Source organism: Sulfurimonas sp. NW15 (assembly GCF_051132285.1).
Classification (GTDB): Bacteria; Campylobacterota; Campylobacteria; order Campylobacterales; family Sulfurimonadaceae; genus Sulfurimonas; species Sulfurimonas hydrogeniphila.
Map to the genome: position 1 here is coordinate 840,748 of NZ_CP093237.1, position 20,930 is coordinate 861,677.

Annotated in this window: 18 protein-coding genes; 7 read left to right on the plus strand and 11 right to left on the minus strand. The window is 36.8% G+C overall.

The features are described 5' to 3' along the window. Positions 1-4: 4 nt before the first annotated feature. Complete coding sequence (locus MLC52_RS04285; protein ID WP_346388569.1) at positions 5-484, plus strand: hypothetical protein; 480 nt, start codon at positions 5-7, stop codon at positions 482-484. After that, the gene (gene serA / locus MLC52_RS04290; protein ID WP_346388570.1) at positions 485-2,071 is read left to right on the plus strand and encodes a phosphoglycerate dehydrogenase; all 1,587 of its coding nucleotides are present in this window, start codon (positions 485-487) and stop codon (positions 2,069-2,071) included. A 269-nt stretch (positions 2,072-2,340) separates the two neighbouring features. Here serA and MLC52_RS04295 read toward each other — a convergent pair whose 3' ends face one another. The 10 genes from MLC52_RS04295 to MLC52_RS04340 all read right to left on the minus strand — a co-directional run bounded on the left by MLC52_RS04295 (position 2,341) and on the right by MLC52_RS04340 (position 15,942). Beyond that, complete coding sequence (locus MLC52_RS04295) at positions 2,341-3,108, minus strand: enoyl-ACP reductase (protein ID WP_151900669.1); 768 nt, start codon at positions 3,106-3,108, stop codon at positions 2,341-2,343. Between the two features lie 3 nt (positions 3,109-3,111). After that, positions 3,112-4,005, minus strand: a complete 894-nt coding sequence (gene dapA / locus MLC52_RS04300; protein ID WP_346388571.1) for a 4-hydroxy-tetrahydrodipicolinate synthase — start codon at positions 4,003-4,005, stop codon at positions 3,112-3,114. Between the two features lie 45 nt (positions 4,006-4,050). After that, positions 4,051-5,799 carry a GNAT family N-acyltransferase gene (locus MLC52_RS04305; RefSeq protein WP_434581416.1) on the minus strand — a complete coding sequence of 583 codons (1,749 nt, stop codon included), beginning with the start codon at positions 5,797-5,799 and terminating at the stop codon, positions 4,051-4,053. A gap of 1 nt (position 5,800) precedes the next feature. Beyond that, the gene (locus MLC52_RS04310; RefSeq protein WP_434581417.1) at positions 5,801-8,107 is read right to left on the minus strand and encodes an efflux RND transporter permease subunit; all 2,307 of its coding nucleotides are present in this window, start codon (positions 8,105-8,107) and stop codon (positions 5,801-5,803) included. Positions 8,108-8,120: 13 nt separating this feature from the next. After that, positions 8,121-9,803 carry a hypothetical protein gene (locus tag MLC52_RS04315; protein WP_434581418.1) on the minus strand — a complete coding sequence of 561 codons (1,683 nt, stop codon included), beginning with the start codon at positions 9,801-9,803 and terminating at the stop codon, positions 8,121-8,123. Between the two features lie 2 nt (positions 9,804-9,805). Next, a complete protein-coding gene (locus tag MLC52_RS04320) occupies positions 9,806-10,555 on the minus strand; it encodes an outer membrane lipoprotein-sorting protein (protein WP_434581419.1) in 750 nt (249 codons plus the stop codon). A 123-nt stretch (positions 10,556-10,678) separates the two neighbouring features. After that, a complete protein-coding gene (locus MLC52_RS04325) occupies positions 10,679-11,971 on the minus strand; it encodes a M16 family metallopeptidase (protein WP_434581420.1) in 1,293 nt (430 codons plus the stop codon). Next, the gene (locus MLC52_RS04330) at positions 11,968-13,029 is read right to left on the minus strand and encodes a quinone-dependent dihydroorotate dehydrogenase (RefSeq protein ID WP_434581421.1); all 1,062 of its coding nucleotides are present in this window, start codon (positions 13,027-13,029) and stop codon (positions 11,968-11,970) included. The genes MLC52_RS04325 and MLC52_RS04330 overlap by 4 nt, the downstream gene beginning before the upstream one ends. Before the next feature lie 28 nt (positions 13,030-13,057). Further along, a complete protein-coding gene (locus MLC52_RS04335) occupies positions 13,058-15,124 on the minus strand; it encodes an EAL domain-containing protein (RefSeq protein WP_434581422.1) in 2,067 nt (688 codons plus the stop codon). Further along, entirely contained in the window at positions 15,046-15,942 is an 897-nt protein-coding gene (locus MLC52_RS04340; RefSeq protein WP_434581423.1) for an ABC transporter substrate-binding protein, read from the minus strand. The genes MLC52_RS04335 and MLC52_RS04340 overlap by 79 nt, the downstream gene beginning before the upstream one ends. A gap of 114 nt (positions 15,943-16,056) precedes the next feature. Here MLC52_RS04340 and MLC52_RS04345 point away from each other — a divergent pair, with 114 nt between their 5' ends. The 5 genes from MLC52_RS04345 (at position 16,057) to MLC52_RS04365 (ending at position 20,767) form a co-directional block, all read left to right on the plus strand. Continuing rightward, positions 16,057-16,617 carry a DJ-1 family glyoxalase III gene (locus MLC52_RS04345; RefSeq protein ID WP_151900660.1) on the plus strand — a complete coding sequence of 187 codons (561 nt, stop codon included), beginning with the start codon at positions 16,057-16,059 and terminating at the stop codon, positions 16,615-16,617. A gap of 111 nt (positions 16,618-16,728) precedes the next feature. Further along, positions 16,729-17,319: a hypothetical protein gene (locus MLC52_RS04350; RefSeq protein WP_151900659.1), complete on the plus strand. Its 591-nt coding sequence runs from the start codon at positions 16,729-16,731 to the stop codon at positions 17,317-17,319. 4 nt (positions 17,320-17,323) lie between these two features. Further along, the gene (locus tag MLC52_RS04355; RefSeq protein ID WP_151900658.1) at positions 17,324-19,123 is read left to right on the plus strand and encodes an OmpA family protein; all 1,800 of its coding nucleotides are present in this window, start codon (positions 17,324-17,326) and stop codon (positions 19,121-19,123) included. Further along, complete coding sequence (locus MLC52_RS04360; RefSeq protein ID WP_151900657.1) at positions 19,113-19,622, plus strand: Rab family GTPase; 510 nt, start codon at positions 19,113-19,115, stop codon at positions 19,620-19,622. The genes MLC52_RS04355 and MLC52_RS04360 overlap by 11 nt, the downstream gene beginning before the upstream one ends. Before the next feature lie 20 nt (positions 19,623-19,642). Beyond that, complete coding sequence (locus tag MLC52_RS04365) at positions 19,643-20,767, plus strand: HD-GYP domain-containing protein (RefSeq protein WP_151900656.1); 1,125 nt, start codon at positions 19,643-19,645, stop codon at positions 20,765-20,767. A gap of 3 nt (positions 20,768-20,770) precedes the next feature. Here MLC52_RS04365 and MLC52_RS04370 read toward each other — a convergent pair whose 3' ends face one another. Continuing rightward, positions 20,771-20,929, minus strand: coding sequence for a hypothetical protein (locus tag MLC52_RS04370; RefSeq protein ID WP_188109963.1), 159 nt, complete (start codon positions 20,927-20,929; stop codon positions 20,771-20,773). Position 20,930: the final 1 nt, after the last annotated feature.

Below are 20,930 nucleotides of genomic sequence, written 5' to 3' on the forward strand. Positions count from 1 at the left end.
TTAAATGCAAAAGATAATTAAATGGTTTGCCCCGCTTTTAGCATTGGGGGTAGCCGTGTTTATTGTCTTTTTTCTAGTATCTATAAACTCACAGGATGAAGTGATAGATACGCAACCTCTGGTTTTAAAAAATGAAACTGTTTTTAAAAAACCGGAAAAACTGTGGCTGAATCATTTTTCAAAATCTGAGAGGCTCGGTTATTTTTATCCTGTGAATGAAGTGTATATTACACTTGATTTGAATGAAAAAATAACTAAAACTATTACCTATAAACTGTCAGCAAAACTTTTAGATCCCTATCAGCTTTTTTGTCTCAAAGAAGAGTTGAAAAGACATAAATTAAAGTATTTTTTAAAAAAAGATACTAAAGGTATAGATTTACTTATTTATTCACAAAATGTAGATAAATTAAACAAATTGGTAAAAGTGCTAAAAAATTATAAAATTAAGGCCACTGTTACGCCTTATAAAAAGGAAGATTAAATGCAGAAATATACAGTAGTTGTGTGTGACCATATCCATGAAGCCGGCTTGAAAATGCTTCAAGAAGATGAAAATATCAACTTCATCATGGCAGCTGATGTGGATAAAAAAGAGCTTGTTGAAACAATTATTCCAAAAGCAGATGTTGCCATCACAAGAAGTTCAACGGACGTTGATGAATTTTTTATAGAACATGCAACAAATATGAAAGCTATTGTGCGTGCCGGTGTCGGTGTTGACAATGTCAACATTCCCGAGTGTTCCAAAAAAGGAATCATTGTAATGAATGTACCGACTGCCAATACAATTGCTGCGGTAGAACTTACTATGACACATATGCTTTCATGTATGAGAATGTTTCCGTATTCTCATGACCATTTGAAAAACCAGCGAATCTGGAAGCGTGAAAAGTGGTACGGATATGAACTTAAAGGTAAAAAACTCGGTATTATCGGTTTTGGAAATATAGGTTCCCGTGTTGCGAAACGCGCAAAAGCATTTGAGATGGATATAGTTGCCTATGATCCGTATATCGACCCTTCAAAGGTAACTGATTTGGACATGACCTACACCAAGAACTTTGATGATATTTTGGCATGTGATGTTATCACGATACATACACCGAAAAACCAAGAGACAATTAATATTATCGATAAAGAAGAAATTGCAAAAATGAAAGACGGCGTTGTGCTTGTCAACTGTGCACGTGGTGGACTCTATAACGAAGATGCTTTGTATGACGGACTGAAATCCGGTAAAATTCGTTTTGCCGGCATCGATGTGTTTGTTAAAGAGCCTGCAATTAACAATAAACTGCTTGATTTGGACAATATTGTCGTTTCTCCTCACTTGGGAGCAAATACTTATGAGTCTCAGTACAACATCGGAACACAGGCGGCACAAAATGCAATCGCCGCGGCGAAAGGAATAGCCTATCCTAATGCGATGAATTTGCCGATAGATGAGAGTAAAATACCTCCTTTTGTAAAGCCATTCTTGGAAATGGGACAAAAAATCGGTTTTCTGGAGTCTCAGATTAATAAGTCTAAAATAATCTCTATAAAAGTAAAAGGGCAGGGAGAAATAGCAAACTATGTTGATTCTCTTGCTACTTTTGTGACAGTTGGGGCATTGAGCCACAGTTCAGAGACTATAAATTATGTAAATGCAGACTTTGTTGCCAAAGAAAAAGCTATTGAAGTTGAAGCGGTTAATCTGGGAGACTCAAAAGTTTATAAGAACCTTATCACTGTGAAAATCACAACAAATGAGGGGACAACATCAATTTCAGCTACAATTTTTGAAGACGGAGTACAGCGTATTGTCGCAATAGACGGTTTTGACATTGAATTCCCTCTCAAGGGTGATATGGTTCTGTTTAAAAACTCTGATGTTCCCGGTGTCATTGGCAGTGTAGGAACTATACTTGCAGACAACAATGTCAATATTTCAGATTTTTCATTGGCAAGAAACGAGCAGTCAGAAGCGCTTGCTGTAATTTTGGTAGACAATGCTGTAAATGATACTACCTTAAATGAATTAGCATCTTTAGATGCCTGCATAAGTGTTAACTACGCTCGTTTATAAAACTTTCTTCTCTTTTACAAATTTTTGAAACCCGTACTTTAGTGCGGGCTGAAAGTGGCGTAAAAGTAAGTAATAACAGTCGGCACTGAAGTACCGATTCCGAAGAATGTGTGGTTTTTTGGAACCCATCCTTCAGGGTGGGCAGAGAGTGGCAGGAATGTTTTAACAGTCGGCACTGAAGTACCGATTCCGATATGTTTTTTTGAACCTCTACTCTTAATGCTAAAGTACGGGCTTGATCTCTTTAGAGTTTCATAAGCCGTAAGTGTTTACTGAAAAGTAGTTCCGCCGTCAATGACTATTGTCTGTCCTGTCAGCCAGGATGCCTCATCAGAACACAAAAATTTGCATGCACCTGTCAAATCCTCAGGAACACCCATACGAGAAAGCGGAGAGCGTCTGACAACTTCGGCTTTTACCTCTTCGTAGTTTGGAAATGCTTTGAGTGCATCGGTATCAATCGGTCCGCCGCTTACGGCATTGACACGAATGTTTTTCTCACCGAGTTCCGCTGCGGCATAACGTACCATAGCCTCAACAGCAGCTTTGTTTGTTCCGTGACCTGCATAATTCGGCGTATAAACAAGGTTTCCTGTAGAACTCATGGAAATAATGCTGCCGCCTCCTGTTTTTTCCATTCTTTTGGCAGCTTCCTGTGCACCGACGACAAAAGCATCTACCGTTGCCGTATAGATATTGTTGAGACCTTTTGGCTTAAGGCGCATAAACGGTCCAAATCCACCGACAACGGCACGCCCTGAGATGATTGCATTGGATATAAAATAATCCAGTCTGTCAAAATCTTCGTCAAACTCTTTATAAACATCTTTATATGTGTTTGGCTCTAATATATCCAGTTTGTAGGCACGGCATTTTACTCCGTAATTCGTCTCGATATCTTTAATAATTTCATTTGCGGTATCAGCGCTTGAAGCATAGGTAAAGGCAACATTACAGCCTTCTTTTGCAAAAGCATACACAATTGCCTTGCCGATTCCGCGAGTTCCGCCGCTTACAAAGAGAGTTTTGTTTTTCATACTTTAGAGTCCTTTAATATCGTAGTTTTTCATTACTTCTTCAATCTTTTTCATGTTTTCTTTGCTTGGAGCAACAAGAGGCAGTCTGTACTCCAGTGTCTCTGTAAGTCCTGCTATATACATTGCCGCTTTTATCGGAATAGGATTTGACTCACAAAACATTACTTTGTTCAAAGGGTAGAGTTTGTCATTGATGGCTTTTGCCCCTATAAAATCACCGCTGAGCGCTTTGTTGACGAGTTCTGATTTCAGGTCAGGCATAAGATTGGATGTAACTGAAGTGATTCCTGCTCCGCCGTTTGCCAAAATAGGATAGTCAATCGCATCATCCCCTGAAAATACTTTTAATTCGGGTCTGCGCGAAAGCAGTTCTACAGTACGCTCTAGGCTGCCTGTCGCTTCTTTGACTCCGTAAATATTTTTAACATCATCAAAAAGTCTGATAGTCGTGTCTGCAGAAATGTCCACACCTGTACGTCCGGGAACATTATAAAGCATAAACGGCAGTTCGCTGACAGCTTCTGCTATAGCTTTATAGTGCTGGTACAGACCCTCTTGCGAAGGCTTGTTGTAGTAAGGCGAAACAGAAAAGATAGCGTCGACTCCACAGCTTTGCGCATGTTTTGCAATTTCTATCGCTTCATGTGTTGCATTGCTGCCTGCTCCTGCCAAAACTTTTGTCTGCGTGCCTTTACAGACTTCTACGGCAATTTCTATACAGCGTTTGTGTTCATCATGTGTCAGTGTGGCGCTTTCGCCTGTTGTTCCGACAGGGCATACTGCATTCATACCGTTGTTTATTTGGCGTTGTATTAACGCAGCATAGGTCTGTTCATCAAGTTTTCCGTTTTTAAACGGAGTTATCAGTGCGGTTGAAGAACCTGTTACTAAATTCATTCTAAATAGCCTTTAAAAATAATGGCTAATTATAGCTAAAAAGTATTAAATTTTTTCAGATTCGAAGTTTTTAATGTAGCGTTTTCTTTTCGCCTCTTTCATTTTTGAATTGTCTGCAATGATAAATCCTTCGACCACACCATGGAGTCCTTCATTGACACTAAAATCGAAAAAGCGGACAGCCCCCTCATCATACAGTTCTGCATACTGTTTAAACAAAGTCGGCACAGCCGTTCCCAACTCTTTGAGATATTTTTTTAAAACAACAAACCCCTCTTTGTAGGATCTGTATTTAAAAAGCATGTCAAACTCCTGTTTTTGTTCATAGCTCATAAAATAGGGTGTTTTTGCACTCATCATATCGGTATTGCAGGAAAAATGCAGAGAGTAGAAGTAAACGAGTGCCGCAACGGCCTGTTTTGGTGTGTCTGCATTAATGGTAACTGTGCCATAGGTATAAATGATATGCGGATTTTTTGCCAAATAGGCACCGACGCCCTGCCACAGATTGTCAAGTGCCCGTGAGCCCCAGTATTTTGGCTGCACAAAACTGCGTCCGAGTTCTACAGAGTTGTTGCAGTAGTCTTGAAAATGTTTACTGAAATCACACAGGTTGTAGGTATACAGTCCTTCCATACCACGGTTTTTTATGATTTGTGCGACTTCTCCTATGCGGTAGGCTCCGACAATTTCAAGATCTTCTTCATCCCAGAGTATCAGGTGTTTGTAGTAGTTGTCATACAGGTCATTGTCTTTTGCTGTGCCTGTCCCGCCGCCGATTGCACGAAAAGAAATTTCTCTCACGCGTCCGAGTTCCTGCATTAAAAAGGGTGCTTCATCCGCCTGGGCGAGAATGATTTTTTTGCCGTCAAGTGTATGTCCCAAAACTTCGGCATTGTTTACCTCTGCACGCAGAAGCATTTTGTTGTGTGCCGCCGTAATGGTAGTCTCAGTTTGCAATACACATTCTTTTTTTGTTCCAAGGGTATAAAGATGCCGGTAGAAAAGTTTGAGATACTCGGCAATGCTGATATTTTCATCAGAAAAAGAGCTGAGAGGAATAACTCTGCCTATGTTAAATACTAGCGGTTTTTTATCTCCTGCTGTGACAAATTCATGCGGGAGCATTAACAGACCGCTGAGCTTTTTGGGAAGTATCAGCGAGACAAAATAAAATAAAAAGCTGTTGCGACCCTCGATTCTTACCGGCAGGATCGGTGTTTTGTTTCTTTTTGCAATTTTTAAAAAACTGGCTTTCCACGGGGTATCTTTAATCCCTTTGAGTGAAAATCTGTTGACAACACCTGCGGGAAAAATGATTACCGCCTCTTCGTTTGCCAAAGCTTCATTGATGGCTTTGATACTTGTTTTTGTAATGGCTCCTGTAATGTTGTCAACGGGAATGATGATGTCACTTGCCTGTGTCACTCCCATAAGCATGCCGTTTACCATCAGTCTTACTTTTTTGTTTTCTCTTACACTCGCTATGAGTTGTACCAAAGCAAAGGCATCCGAGGCCCCTGTGATATGATTTGCGACAACCAGTACTCTGCCCGTTGAGGGAATGTTCTTAAGTTCCTTTGGCTTGATGGTATAGTCTATATCCAAAAGTTCAAGCATGCTGTCAACGAACTCCAGTCCATGCAGATAATGGTTTTTTTCATGAATTTCATTATATTTTTCTTCATGAAATATTTTTTTGAGTCTTTGTATAAAAAAATTATTAACAGATGCGGGCAGATATTTGACTGCTTTTTTAAAATTTGTTTTGTAGGCTTTTTCTATATCCAACATATTATATTTTCTCCTTTTCTATAAGTATGCTTCTTGTTTTGCCGTCAATCTTTTTCAAAAGTGCCGGCAATAAGAGCAGATCTACCAGCAGGGCGATGAATAAAGCAATGGCTGTAATGAGTCCGAAATTTGCATTGAGCATAAACTGTGAAAGACGGAAGACTATGAATGCACTGCTTAAAACGACAGTGGTCAGTACCATTGCCAAACCTGCATACTGCATAACATAGGCAAGGGCATTTTCAAAATCAAATCCTTTTTTTCTCGCTTCTTTGTATTTGATTAAGAAGTGAATCGTGTCATCTATGGCTATACCGAGAATGATGGCACCTGAGATGGCTACACCCAAATCTATGTTAATGTTGAGCCAGCCCATAACACCTATGACCAAGACAATAGGCAAGATATTGGGAATTAAAAAGAGCGGTATCATTTTTATATTTTTAAAAATAAAAAACATAAGCAGAGAAGTAGCGGTAATGGCAAGCAATATAGATTCAATAAGAGTTTTTGTTACATCAGCCTGCATATGTGCAAACATTTGGGTCTGACCGTTAACCTGTGCAGAATAAGGCGTGTTTTGCCACCACTTCTCAATCCACTCTATCATCTGCAGATCTTTTGAGGTATCAACGACATTCATAGATACAGTGAGTCTGAGCAGCCGTTCGTTGACATCCATTTTATCATTTATTTCCATACCCTGCGGCAGTGAGAGTGAATACAGCAGAAGATATTGGGCAATAAGATTGTTGTTGTCTGGTATGCTTTTGTTTGCATCTATGACCTCATTGAATTTTTTGACAACATCTACAAGCGAAGAGGTATGTCTGGCATCCGGAAATTTTTCTTTGAGCGCCTGTGAGAATCTGTCAACTGTTTGCATGAATTTTGCATTTTTAATCCCGTCTGTGATTTTTGAATCTATGACAACTTCATAACTCATCGGACCGGTAAGGTTTTTTTCTATCACATTGACGGTTTGACGAAAGGGAACATCCTCTCTGAAATATCTGACCGCATTGGAATCCACTTTGAGGTTTGTCAGTCCAAAAGCTATAAAGCTAAAGAGCAGAAGTGTGGCAATGATAATTTTGTTGTCATGCTTTATGATGAATTTTGCATATTTTTTGGCAAAGGCACCGAGTCTGTTTTGGACAGCCGTCTTTTGCGTGACTTTGACCTTTATATTTAAAATTGCCAGGGCTGCAGGAACAAAAAGTATCGTAATGACAAAGGCCAATATGGCGGCATTTGCTGTTGCCAGACCTAAGGTCTTGATGGGAACAATATCTGAAATACCCAAAGAAGCAAAACCTACAGCGGTTGTTATGGAGGTTAAAAAAGTAGGCAGGAGGTTTTTTTCCAAAGTATCATGAATTGCCGCATAATTGTCAAGTCCTGCTTTTCTGCCAAGCAGATAGATCCAAAAAAGGTGCATAGCATCGGCAATGCCGATAGCAATGATAAATACGGGCATATTTGCCGTAAAGTTGTTGAGTTTGTAGCCAAAAACTGTTTGCAGTGACAGAACTATAGTAAAGGTAAAAACAACGACGGCTATTGTCAGAAAAACACCGGAAATTTTACGAAAAATAATCCACAGCAGAAGCATTGCTATCAAAAGAACAAGCGGTGTAAAGGTTTTGACATCATACTGACCGAGGGAACTGAATGTTGTATTGACAACGGGTCCGCCTGCGAGATAAAATTTGTAACCGCTCTCTTTTTCCTCCTGGATATATCTGTTTATATCCTGCATAATATGTTTGGAAGCCCCAATGGTGTTGCCTGCTTTTGGTGTCAAACGCCCGACTATCATAGTAGTTTTGGCATCTTTTGATATAATACGGTTGACAATTAAATCTTCATCCAAAGCAATTGCTTTTTTCTTCTGTAAATCATTTACATGTAAAGCGTCAATATCTTCTATAAAATTATCTATGAGTATGTCATCCGCGTCCTGCGGGTTTTGATGGACATATTGGTAATTTGTAAGCGAATCTACTCTTGCTATGTATTTTGTCTGCCAGAGTTTTTGGGTGAGCCGATCTATTACATGTAACGCGTTTTTGTTAAAAATACCGTTTTCATCGCGAAAAACTATGATGATGGAGTCATCATTGCCAAAGGTATTTTTAAAGGCATCATACTGTTTGAGTGTTTGTGACTCTTTGCCAAACCAGATTCTGTAGGAGCCGTCAAACTGTGCATATTTGAGCTGATAGGCAAGGACAACAGTAATAAGCGGAATCAGTGTGACAATAAACCAGCGAAATCTGATGATGAAATCTACAAATTTTTTCATTTTTTCCTCTATATTAAAAATAATAACCGAGTTTTAGACTGATGCGTTCATGCGCACCCATCAGTTTAAAAGCCGTATTGTAATTTTTTGACGGAGATATGTATCTGTAGTCAAAATTAAGTTTGAAAGTATCCATAACACGGGTTTGATACTCCATATAGTAGACCTGTTCATTATAATCAAGGTCAAATATGCCGCCGCCGACGATACTTGCATCATTGCCCTGGTTGAAACTGTAACGAAGCCCTAAAAAAAGGTCATTTTGAAAAAGTTCAAACAGTGCCAGATCATCTTTTTTTCCGCTTTGCAGTGTAATATAACGGTAGTATTCCACAAGCAATCCCAGATCAGCCTCTTTGTAAACCTGCGAGAGCGTATGTTCTGCACCAATCCCTACATGTATATAATCAGAAACAAGTGTATCATCAAGAATGTCGGCAAAGGTGGCTTCAAGCTTGTAGAGTGTTGCACCAATTACAAGGGTATCATAGGTCATAAACTTGTTAACCAAATAGGCATTTTCTTCTGTTGTAACAGTATTGTCAGCCTGGAGTGTTTGTGTATAGTAGCGTTGGGAGTCGTACCCGTTTTCAAAGACAAAAGCATAATCAAGTGCATATTGGGTGTCTGTGCTGTCTGAATATTTCAGGTAAATACTTGGTCGGTAGGGGCTGGCTTTTGTTTTGAGTTTTTCTTTATATACCAAAGGCAGAGTAACATTTGGCGCTACATTGAGTGTAGCGGGAAAATAGTAATAGACATAAGGATAGGCAGGCATTTTCCTGTTTTGTTCATACAGTTTTATAATGGCAGAAAACTCTCCACTCTCTGTGTAATGCGTATAAGCGGCATTGATGACACCGAGTTTGTCTGTGTAAAAAGGGTCAGACCGCAGTTCGTCAGGATTAAAAACATTGACAATATTGCGTACTTCAAGTGCACCCCAGAACAAAATATTTTTTCCAAGAAGGATGGAATCATTTTCAAAATCATAACTGCCGTAAAGTTCATCCAAACGAATAAAACTTCTGTTGGTATGTTTCGCTGTTTTTTGCAAATCATAATAATCCTGTTGTACTCTGGCTTTTGCAAATCCTGTAAAGTTTTCTTTGATGTATTTTGCTTCAAAATTGGCAGACAGCAGTGCATTTTGTTTCTCTTTGCCTGCAGGAGCTTTCATATAGGACTGCAGTGTCAGGTTGATATTGCCCTGATAGCTGATGTCATCGAGGAAACTTGCTGTTTCTTTTTGTATTACTTCTTCGCTTACACGCAAAGGCTCATGCAACACTGGACTTATTTTTGGAATATTTTTCTTTTGCGGCTTTTTTGTAATTTTTTTGTAATTTTTTTGTAATTTTTCAACTTTTTCAACTTTTTCAACTTTTTCAACTTTTTCAACTTTTTTTTGAAATCTGTATTTATATGTATTTACAATAATAGGCTTTGGGTATTTTTTTGAGAGTTTTTTGAGTGCTGCTCTGGCATCACGGTATTTCTCATAACACCCGCAGCGTACACTGTTGATATTGCTAAAAGAGATAAGTCTGCATGTTTTTGGGTAATTGTGTGCTGCAAAATCATAGGTCGAATTCTTTTTGAATTTAAAACTTATCAGTTGTACGGAGTAGCAGGTATCATCAGATTTTGCATAAAGGATACTTATGCAAAAAAGCAGTAAAAAAAGCAGTTTCATAATTATTTTTTCAAGACGCGTTTATGAAAATTTCTCTCTTTGAGCCCGGTTTTTATTTTTTCGTCTTCCCAGACTAAAATGGTCTTCTTGCCATTTTGATGGTTTTTTATTCTCATCATGCCTACGCGCCATACGCCTTTGATTTTTTTATAGTCATCAAAAAAAGCTGTTTTAAGCAGTTCATGTTTTCTGTCGTAATAGTCCACTTTTTTTATCAAAAATGTTTTTGCATTCACCCAGGAGATCTGTTTTGTATAGCCTGAGTTTTTACTCACAGGCACTCTTTTGCCGACATAATATTTTTTGCCGTTGAGCATTTCTTCTTTGGCTTCACCTGTAAAAGTGTATTTTTTCGCACTAAAAGAGCTGAGATCCTCATAAGAGAATTCCGAACCCATAAAAGAGCCCGATTTGTTTTTTGAAGCAATCCGTTTTACACGTTTTAATGCCGGCAGATAGAGCCACTGGTCATCATCTTTGTTGATATGCTCATAATTGAGAAACTTTGTTCCTTTTACATCCGCAGGCGAAAGAAAGGTCATCAGTGATTTGTTTCCGGATGCTTTTTCAAGAATGATCATTTTCATATGACGTTCACGTTTTTGATTGTTGGCATTAATGAGCGTCATTTTCATAGTTGAGGAGGAGTCTTTGAAACCGTTCATAACAGCTTCACATTTGTTGGCAACTTCCTGGTTTGAAATGGCAAAAAGAGCGGATGAAATAAGGAGAAAGAAGAGAGTTTTTAACACGAATAAGAACCTTGCATAGTATTATTTTTACTAATGGTAGCACAGAAACTTATTTTTTGTGATATTTTTTTGATAAAGTTACAAAAGAATTACTTTTATGTAACTTTATGTTATAAGTATTTATTATTTCTTTAAAATAAGGGTTGTCGATTTGTCAAAATTAAAATACTTTTGAGCAACTTGTTGGACCTTCTTTGCTGTGACTTTATTGACCTCTTCTTCATAATGTAAAAGGGGTTCAATGTCTCCCCGTACAAGGTAGCTGCCAAAAAGATTAGCCACAGAGGTTGAACTCTCAAGCGAATAGATAAAATCTGATTTTGTGTTGATTTTGACTTTTTCAAGCTCCGCTTTTGTCACCTTTGTCTCTTTCATCAGGTTTATCTGTCTGATAAGCTCTTTTTCTACTGTCTCTGCCTTGACACCGGGGTTACATGTAGCCATAAATATAAAAAGTCCCGGGTCTGTGTTTTCCATATTGTATGCATAGACAGAGTTGACAAGACGTTTTTTGTCTACAAGTTCTTTATAGAGCCGTGAACTTTTCCCCGAGTAGAGAATTTCGGAAATAACGCTGAGTGTAACCTGGTCAGGGTCTTTAAAATCAGGAATATGAAACGTGATGGCCAGCATTTCCACTTCACTCTCTTTATGGACGATCACTCTTTTTGCTCCGTCCTGTTCCGGTTCTACAAATTTTACTTTTGGGATTTTCCCATGATTTTTTATTTTGCCAAAAGCGGCTTTTGCACTTTTAAAGACCTCTTTTGGATCGACATCCCCTGTTACCATTAAAATGGCATTTTGCGGCTGATAGTAGGTCGCATGAAAATCTCTTATGTCCTTGATGGTCCATGTTCTGATGTCATTCATAAACCCGATAGGTGTCCAGTGGTACGGGTGGTAAATGTAGGCATTGTTAAAAAGTCTGAAATAGAGATATCCCAAAGGATTGTTGTCAGTTCTCCAGCGTCTCTCCTCTGTAACAACATCACGCTCGGGTTGAAACTCGTCATCTTTGAGATTGAGATTTTGCATAAGTTCGGCATAGAGTTCTATGGATTTGTTTAAATTGTCTGTGCTTGATTTGATATAGTAGTGCGTATAGTCAAAGCTTGTTGAAGCATTGTTCACCCCTCCGATGCTTTTGACCTCTTTATCGAATTCGCCGGCTTTGAGATTTTTGCTGGATTTAAAGTTCATATGCTCAAGCATATGGGCTATGCCTGTTTTGCCCATGACCTCATTTCGACTGCCGACTTTGTAAAAAATGTCCGTACTGATGACATTTGAATGGTTCTTCAAAGGGATGACTACAATCTGCAGTCCGTTTTTAAGTGTTTTTGTTTCGTATTTTGGGAGTGATGTCGCCATAAGTGTTCCTAATGTTAAAAGTAGTGTAAGTAATGTTTTCATTGTTTTCTGTCAGCTCCGACGGCCTGTGTGATGTTGTCAAAACCGTCTGCTTTGAGCAGTTGTATGAGTTCTTTGTTTATGTTCATGATCATATCGGGACCGTGAAAAATCAATCCGCTTAAAATCTGTACCAGTGATGCGCCTGCCCGTATGCGTTTGTATGCTTCTTCCGCAGAATCAATACCGCCGACGGAAATCAGTACTGTCTTTCCATAGAGTTCGTTTGCAATAGCGTCAAAGATTTTAAAGCTTTTTTCTTTAAGGACGGCACCGCTGAGCCCGCCTATACTTTTTGGATGTTTGACAAGTGAGTAGTCTATAGTTGTATTGGTCGCTATGATACCGTCAGCTCCGGCTTGAACTGCCATTTTTGTTAAATTTACGGCATCTTCTATTTCCATGTCCGGTGCAATTTTTAGCAGAATCGGCATTTGTGTGAGTTTTTTTGCCTGTGTAAAAAGGTTTGTAATAAACGCTTCATTTTGCAGATCCCGTAATCCGGGTGTATTTGGTGAGGAAATATTAATTACAAAATAGTCGCCCAACCCGTCAAAAGCTTTGATAAGATGCGTATAGTCATTAAGAGCCTCTTTTTCAGGTGTTGTTTTGTTTTTTCCGATATTGATACCAATGGGTGTAGTAAACGGAGTGCGTTGTTTGAGTCTCTTTATGACTTTATAGGCGCCGTCATTGTTAAAACCCATGGCATTTTGAATGCTTTGTTCCTCCACATGGCGGAACATTCTTGGCTTCGGATTTCCGGCCTGGGGTTTTGGGGTGACTGTACCGATCTCGGTAAAACCAAATCCCAAAATCTGCATACCGCGTATCATTGTTGCATTTTTGTCAAAGCCGGCGCCAAGTCCTACCGGGTTGTAAAAGGTACGTCCGAAAATTTCCTGTTTCAGACTTGCATCATTGATGAAATGAGATTCCAAAAAAGGATTAAAAGGGATCTGACAAATATTTGGCAGGCGTAAAACGCATTCGGCAATATGATGTGCAGTTTCCGGCTGGAATTTAAAAAGATAAGGTTTTATAGATTCATAACTTAACATAACTGTCCACTTGTATAAAATTGGATTATTATACACAACCTAAGCTAAATAACTCCTCAAACTTTTTTGGCGGTACCGGTTTGGAACACAAATATCCCTGGTACTCTTTACAGTTGATTTCTTCTAAAAGTTTGAGCTGTTCTTTTGTCTCGACACCCTCGGCGACGACATTCATATGCAAATCTTGGGCAATACCTACAATCATATTGATAAAGGTCAAATCATCTTTTGTGTAAATATTGTCTATAAATGCTTTGTCTATTTTAAGGGTATCAAAAGGAATATCTTTGAGATAAGACAAAGAAGAGTAGCCGGTGCCAAAATCATCCAAAGAGAGAGTGATTCCCAGCTTTTTAATATTTTTGATAATATTTAACCGTTCTTTGAAATGTTGTATAAGGACAGATTCTGTCAATTCTATGTCAAATTTGCTTCTGTCTATGTCCTGTGTATATTTTTGTATCTTTTGCAAGAGTTTTGGGTCTTGGAATTGCACAGCAGACAGATTGACAGAGATTTTTATATTTTTTAAAGGAGTCTGTTCCCATTTTTTTATTTGAGCAACAGCTTCTTGAATAATCCATTCTCCAAGAGGAATAATCGTTCTGTTTTCTTCAGCAATACCGATGAACCTGTAAGGAGGAATGATTCCCTCTACAGGGTCTATAAGTCTGATAAGTGCTTCGCATCCGACTATTTTTTTGGTTTTTATATCTACTTTTGGCTGATAATAGAGTTTGAAATGATTGTGTTGCAAAGCATCTTTTATGATTTGCTGCATATGTATTTTTTCCTGAACCGCCTTGTTGATGGCATTTGTAAAAAACTGGAAATTGTTTTTTCCGAGCTCTTTTGATTTGTACATTGCAATATCTGCATTTTTTAGCAGTGTCTGGACATCCCTGCCGTCTTTGGGATAGATGGCAATCCCCATGCTGGCAGTGATCTGGTACTCCTCATCCTCAATCCTAAAAGGCAATGAGAGTTTTTCTTTGAGTCTTTGGGCAATCTCTATAATTGTATTTTCATTTGAAAAATCAGGCAGAATTACTACAAACTCATCGCCTCCCAGACGTGCGACAATATCATTTTCTCGGGTTGTTTTTAAAAGAACCTGAGCAATGTGCAAAAGAATTTTATCACCAAAGGCATGCCCTTTTGAATCATTTATATTTTTAAAATTATCCAGATCCAAAAATATAATGGCAAACTCTTTTTTGTCTCTTTTGTTTTTTGCAATCAGCCAATTGATTTTTTCTATAAGACTCAGCCTGTTATACAGGCCGCTTAAAGGGTCTTTTGTCGACAAATTATAGAGTTCTTCCTGTTCCTGCTGCAGCCTTTTGAATGTCATATTGAGGGAGTAGCGGATACTCTCAATCTCTTTGACAAAAAAGTTTTTTGGAGGATTTCGACTGTAGTAGGCATACTGGCGCAGTTTCTCAAGAGGTGTGATGATGTAGATTTTTGACAATACCCATAAAAACAGTATAAAGACAAAAGCGCTTACAAGAAAGGCGACAAGAATTTTTCTTATCTGTTGTGCAATGAGTCCATGCGTATAGGCTTCATCAATATATACATTTGCATAATAATATTTTGCCTGGAGTCCATGAAAAGTTTTAATGGAAAAAGAGTAACACTGTTGTGTGAAAATATTCGTATTTGTAATTTTGGAAATCGGGAGACACTTTTGTGTTGAGTGATTGTAATCTTCATATCTGATATTTGCATGGTAAATAATATTTTTGTTGCTGTCAAGAATATGTATATCTTTGACAGTGGGATTAATGATAATAATATTGTCAATATGTGAGGCAATAAAGTTGATGTCTTTTTGTTTTAAATTTTTTTCCATAAAGTGCTTGAGATTTAAAACATCGGTCTGTATGCTTGTCTGAAGCAGTTTGCTTATCGTCTCTTTTGAATTTTCAAAAAAATTATAAAAAATATACCCTTCGAGTGCAAACGCAACAAATATAATCGAAAGAATAAAACTCTTTATGGAAATGGAGTTCATAAAATGATATCGTCCTTTTTGTATCCATACTGTTGTATATATTCCAAAAGCTCCTGTGAGGGCTTGTTTATCCATTTGATAAGACTCAGGGAGTGACGATACTCTTTATAGCTTACATGTGAAAAGTATTTGGAAATAACTTTATAGGATGCTTTTGGATTTGTTTCTATGGCTGTTATAGCTTTGTCTATCACTTTTTTGAGTTGTATAAGCCTCTGCTTGTCATTTTTTACAAGAGTATCTCTTGCACACAGTGCATCTATGACAATAATACTGTTAATATCTTTTGTTGAGGCAACCTCTTTGAAATTCTTTTTTTTCAAAGCAATCTCATAAGGCGTGTAGGTGGCAATGAGTATGGCTTTTTGGGGGTCATTTTCCACATCCTGGATTTGCCGCTGATCTTTGTTTATAAAGTTTATCTTCTCTTTACTGATGGCATTTTTTTTGAGAAAATCAAGTAGAATTTCCTGATTGATGGAATCAACTTCAAGATAGGCATCTGTTTTTGTACTTTTTTTGAGTGCCTCAAGTGTTCTGTTTGACAAAATCATATCGCCGCCGTTTGAGCGGTCTATCAAAATAACCGCTTTGATATCATGGGTGGTTTGTTTTAAAACATTGTATTCATGCTGTGTAGTCGTGACCATATCCGCCTTGCCGATACTGTACAAATCGGCTGCTTCTGCAAGAGAGACGCTGGTAACTATTTTTATGTTCAAAGAATCAAGTTTTCCTGTTTCATAGGCATAAAACAAAGGTGCATAGCCTATCCATTGATTTGTAGAGATGACAATCTGCTTTTGTGGTTTTGAAGAGCAGGCACTCAAAAGAAGCAGTAAGAGTATAAGCAGCGATTTTGTCAAAATATCTCCAGTATTTAATATTAACACATTATAACTTTTATTAGTGAACATTTTAATCTCTTTGACCTTTGATTGTACTTAATTTTTTTGTTACTGAAGTCGTGTTAGAATAATAAAAAGTTCTCAGGAAAGGAGTAGTTTATGAGTAAAGTTTTAGTCCCGTTGGCAAACGGATTTGAAGAGATAGAAGCGGTGAGCATCATAGATGTTTTAAGACGTGCAGAGATTGAAGTTTTGGTTGCATCTTTAAGTGATGAGATGCTTGTAAAAGGAGCGAACAATATTGTCATTCAAGCGGACTTACATGTAAAGGATGTCAATGCCGACATGATTGATATGGTCGTTTTGCCTGGCGGATGGGACGGTACCTATGCGTTGGCTGATGATGAAAATGTACAGAGAATTTTGCGTGAAATGGATGCCAAAGGAAAAAATATCGGAGCTATCTGTGCAGCCCCGTTTGCCCTGAACAAAGCGGGTGTTTTAAAAGAAAAATATACCTGCTACCCGTCTGTAGAAGAACAGATACGCCAAGAAGGATATATGGGAGACAAAGCAATGGTCGTTGAAGATCAAAATGTGATGACCTCACGCGGACCGGGTACGGCGTTGTGCTTTGGTCTGAAAATCGTGAAAAAACTCAAAGGAGAAGAGACGTACAATGCACTCAAAGCAGGGCTTTTGGCAACTTACTGCAATTAGACTCTAAAGTTGCCCGGTATCTAAAAGCTTTATTGTAAATATTTAGTGATATTACATTTTTATATGTATTATGTTATTATGGTGCAACTGAAGAAATGAAAGGTTTAGAAAATGGCAACGAAAATAGAAAATTCAATAGGGCAATTAGGAAATATGGATCAAATAAGAGAGCTTATGTTTGGTCCGCAAATTCGTAAATTTGAAGAAGAATTGAGCAAACTTCAAGAAAATATGAATGTTGTTGCTAAAGAGTTAAGTCAAAAAGTAATATTATTAGAGAAAAAACTGACTGCTGAACATGCTTCAAATGTGCAACTTCTGGAACAAAAGATTAAAACTGTATCAAACGCACTGCAGGATGAAAGTATTGAATTAAAAGAACAGCTTGTTCGCCAAGAAAGAAAAGCAAACAATGCGCTTGATGACGTTCAAAAAGTATTTGAGTCACAAGTTGATGCAATGAAAAGAGAAAACATCCAAAATAAAGAAGAACTTCATAATGAACTAAAAGAAATTGAAACATCTATTATAAAACTTCTTAAAGAACAGGTTGAAAATCTCGAGGGCGCAAAAGTTTCAAAAGATAATCTTTCAAGTATGTTTTTTGATTTAGCCATGAAGGTAAAAGATACAACCATAGCAGAGAATTTTGACATGATGATAGAAGAGAGCGTACCTAAAGAGGAAGAAAAAAGTAAGTAATTAGATGAATGATTACGAAAAACTAAAACAGCTGCTGTTTGAAGAAGAACGCCATAAAATAGATGAACTTGAACTGCTTCTTCAGAAGGCTATCAAAGAAAGTGGTGATGCTACTGTTATTGTTGAAAAAATTTCACCACTTTTAAGTGATATATTTTCAAAAACCATTGAAAAAAATAAAGCTGAATTTATTGCTATTTTTGCTCCACTTATTGGTGATATGTTACAGAGCACCATTCAAGACTCGAGTGATAAAATAGCAAAAGTAATGTCTCCTATAATTTCCCTGGCAATTAAAGATCAAGTTAAAAATGAAAAAGATGAGATAGTAGATGCACTTTATCCTGTTATTGGTAATATGATTAGTAAGTTTGTTTCACAATCTTTTAAAGATATGATTGATGAGATAAATACAAAAGTACAAACAACATTCTCATATGAAACACTCAAAAGAAAAATCGTTGCTAAAATTAAAGGTATATCAGAGACAGAATTGCTTCTGCAAAGTTCTACAAAATTAAATAAAGTAGAGAGTGTTTTTTTAATTCATAAGGAGAGTGGACTTTTAGTTAGTGAACGAAGCATTAAAAATCATGAATCTATAGAACCTGAGATGGTCGCTTCAATGTTGAGTGCGATTCGAAGTTTTGTGAATGATTGGATTTCTAAGAACAGTGATAGTTTAGAGTTAAATGAAATAGAATTCGGTAATTATACTATTTATTTAGAGGTGGCAGGTTGTTGTTATCTGGCTGTTGTTTTAAGCGGTACAAGTAATCGTAAGTTACAAGACAAAATTACATCTGTTTTGGAATTCTTAGTCAAAAAACATTCTGATGCAATTATGCATTTTGAAGGAGATAAGGATAAACTCAATCTTGATGAGATTAATGAACAGCTTGATACCTTGCTTGAAAATGAAAGCGAAATATTGGAAGAAGAAGAAAAAAAACAAAGTTATACTTTTCTTTGGATAGTAGGAATATCAGCATTAGCCGGATTATCTCTATATTCTTACATAAATTACAGTAATCAAGTATTACAAGAGAAAATTGAACAAAATTTGCAAAAAAATCCTTATCTTAATCTTTATAATATCAACGTGGATGTCAACTACAAAAACGTCTTAGTTCAAGGTAAGATTCCTTATGAAAGTCTTCATACAAATATTTTACAGACAATCAAACCACTTCTGACAAGAAGAGTATTGGAAGATAAAATTGTTTTAGCGCATGCACCTTTAAGCGAAGAAGAAATAAATAAAGAGTTGTCGATTGCATTTGCAATGCTTAATTTGGACAGTGGAAACAGATTGAGATATAAATTCCATAATGGTATACTTATGATACGTGGTATAATAAAAAATAAAAAAAGCTATAATGATTTATTAAAAGAAGTAAGTTCTATAAAAGGTATTAGGCAAATTATTTCAGATATTGAGTATAGTTTTTCCCAAGATGAACTGAAAATTTATTATGGGGTTTCTCAATCCAAGTTGACTCAGGAAAAGATGAAGCTTATTGATTTATGGATGAAGTCTTCAAAAATGAAGAAAACTTTAGAACTTTATAATGATTTAAATCTCTTGGTAATGGGCTTCTCAGATGGAAGAGGTGTTTCTTCAAAAAATATATATTATGCGCAAGAAAGAGCAAAAAATGTGTATAATTATCTTATAGAAAAAGGGATACCGTCTAGTAGGATAAGTTTTATTGCTTCGCCTGTTCCTTTAGCAGAGATGGAGAATAAAAAAAATCATGAAGGACGCTTAGTGCAGATTAAATGGATAAAAAATGATAACTAAAAAAGTAGTCTTAATTGGCGATTTTGCAACTGGAAAAACAAGTTTAATACGTCGTTATGTTGATAACCAGTTCAGTGATGATTACCTTACAACTATAGGTGTTAAAATATCTAAAAAATATGTACAAGTTTCAGAAGAATTAGAGTTACAGCTTATGATCTGGGATATTGAAGGGCGGACAGATGTAAAAGATACAAATCCTGCCTATGTCTTAGGAGCACATGGTGTGATTGTTGTGGGAGATATTACACGCCAATCAAGTATAGACAATATATCTTTGCATCTAAAGTTAGCACAAAATTTACTGAAAAATGTTCCTGCTGTTGTAGCCTTGAATAAGGCTGATTTGCTTATAGAAAATACTCAAATAAAAAGTACAGTTTCACAACTTCGCGACTCTCTTGAAAAAGTAGAAGAAATTTTTGAAACTTCTGCAAAAGATGGCAGGAATGTGGAAGAACTTTTTCTCTCACTGAGTAAAGCTATACTAAAACAATAGAGTTGAAAAAGGAGGTTCAAATGCATATACAAGAGGTCTTTAATGCTATTTATGAACGGCATCAGTATGAATATATAGTGGCAGATATGAATATGCAATGTATTGAATTCTCTGACAAAGTTATAAAATATATTGATATAGAAGAAGCTTCACAAATGTATGTCAGTATTATGAAACTTATTCCTGAATTGATTGGTTTAGAGAAAGAACTGATGCAAATAGGAAAAGGAGAAAGAGCAAATTTAGAACTACCATTGATTTACAAGAATGGTGATTATGTTACCATTAGTGTTCAAGCAGGAAGAAAAAACAAATTTGAAGCAATCGAAACAATTATTATTTTATTTGAAGATGTGACTGACTTTGTGAAGATGCAACAGAAATCTATTCAAGACAGAAACGATAAAGAGTTGCTTGTTTTGGAACTTGATAAAGCGAATAGAATGCTTGCAAAATACAATAAACATATAACAGAACTGGTTGAAAAAGAGGTTGAAAAAAATGTGCGTCTCACAAATGATATTATTGTAACACAACGTGAGGTTATTGCAACGATGGGAGCAATTGGTGAGACACGATCAAAGGAGACGGGTGATCATGTTTTACGAGTCGGTGAATATGCAAAAGCATTGGCATTAATAATTGGACTCTCTTCTGAAGAAGCAGAAGAACTAAGAATGGCAGCACCAATGCATGATATTGGAAAAGTAGGGATTGAAGATGCTATTTTAAACAAACCGGGAAAACTTACAGAAGAAGAGTTTGAAATTATGAAACAACACTCTTTACTGGGTTATGAAATGTTAAGCGGTTCTCAACAAAAACTCTTACAAACTGCAGCAATTGTTGCATATGAACATCATGAAAAATGGGATGGAAGCGGATATCCAAGAGGTCTAAAAGGCGAAAACATTCATATTTATGGGCGTATTATAGCAATAGTAGATGTTTTTGATGCATTGGGACATGACAGAGTGTATAAAAAAGCATGGCCACTTGATAAAATTTTGAATTATATTGAATCTGGTAAAGCAAAACAATTTGATCCATTTTTAGTGGAAAATTTTTTAAAAAATATACAAGTTTTTACAGATATTCAAGAGCGTTACAAAAACAAAGAAAAAGGTATGCTGGAACACTCCTAAAAATCAAGAGATTTTTAGTGAGTTCTCAGTATGTATTTCTTCAAGTTCTTCGAGTCTTTCCATCTTTTTGTAATGATGCAGGTTGAGACTGACAAATTTATATGAGAGATAAATAATGACCGGCCAGCTTAAATACCAAATTGATTCTGCTAAATATTCCATA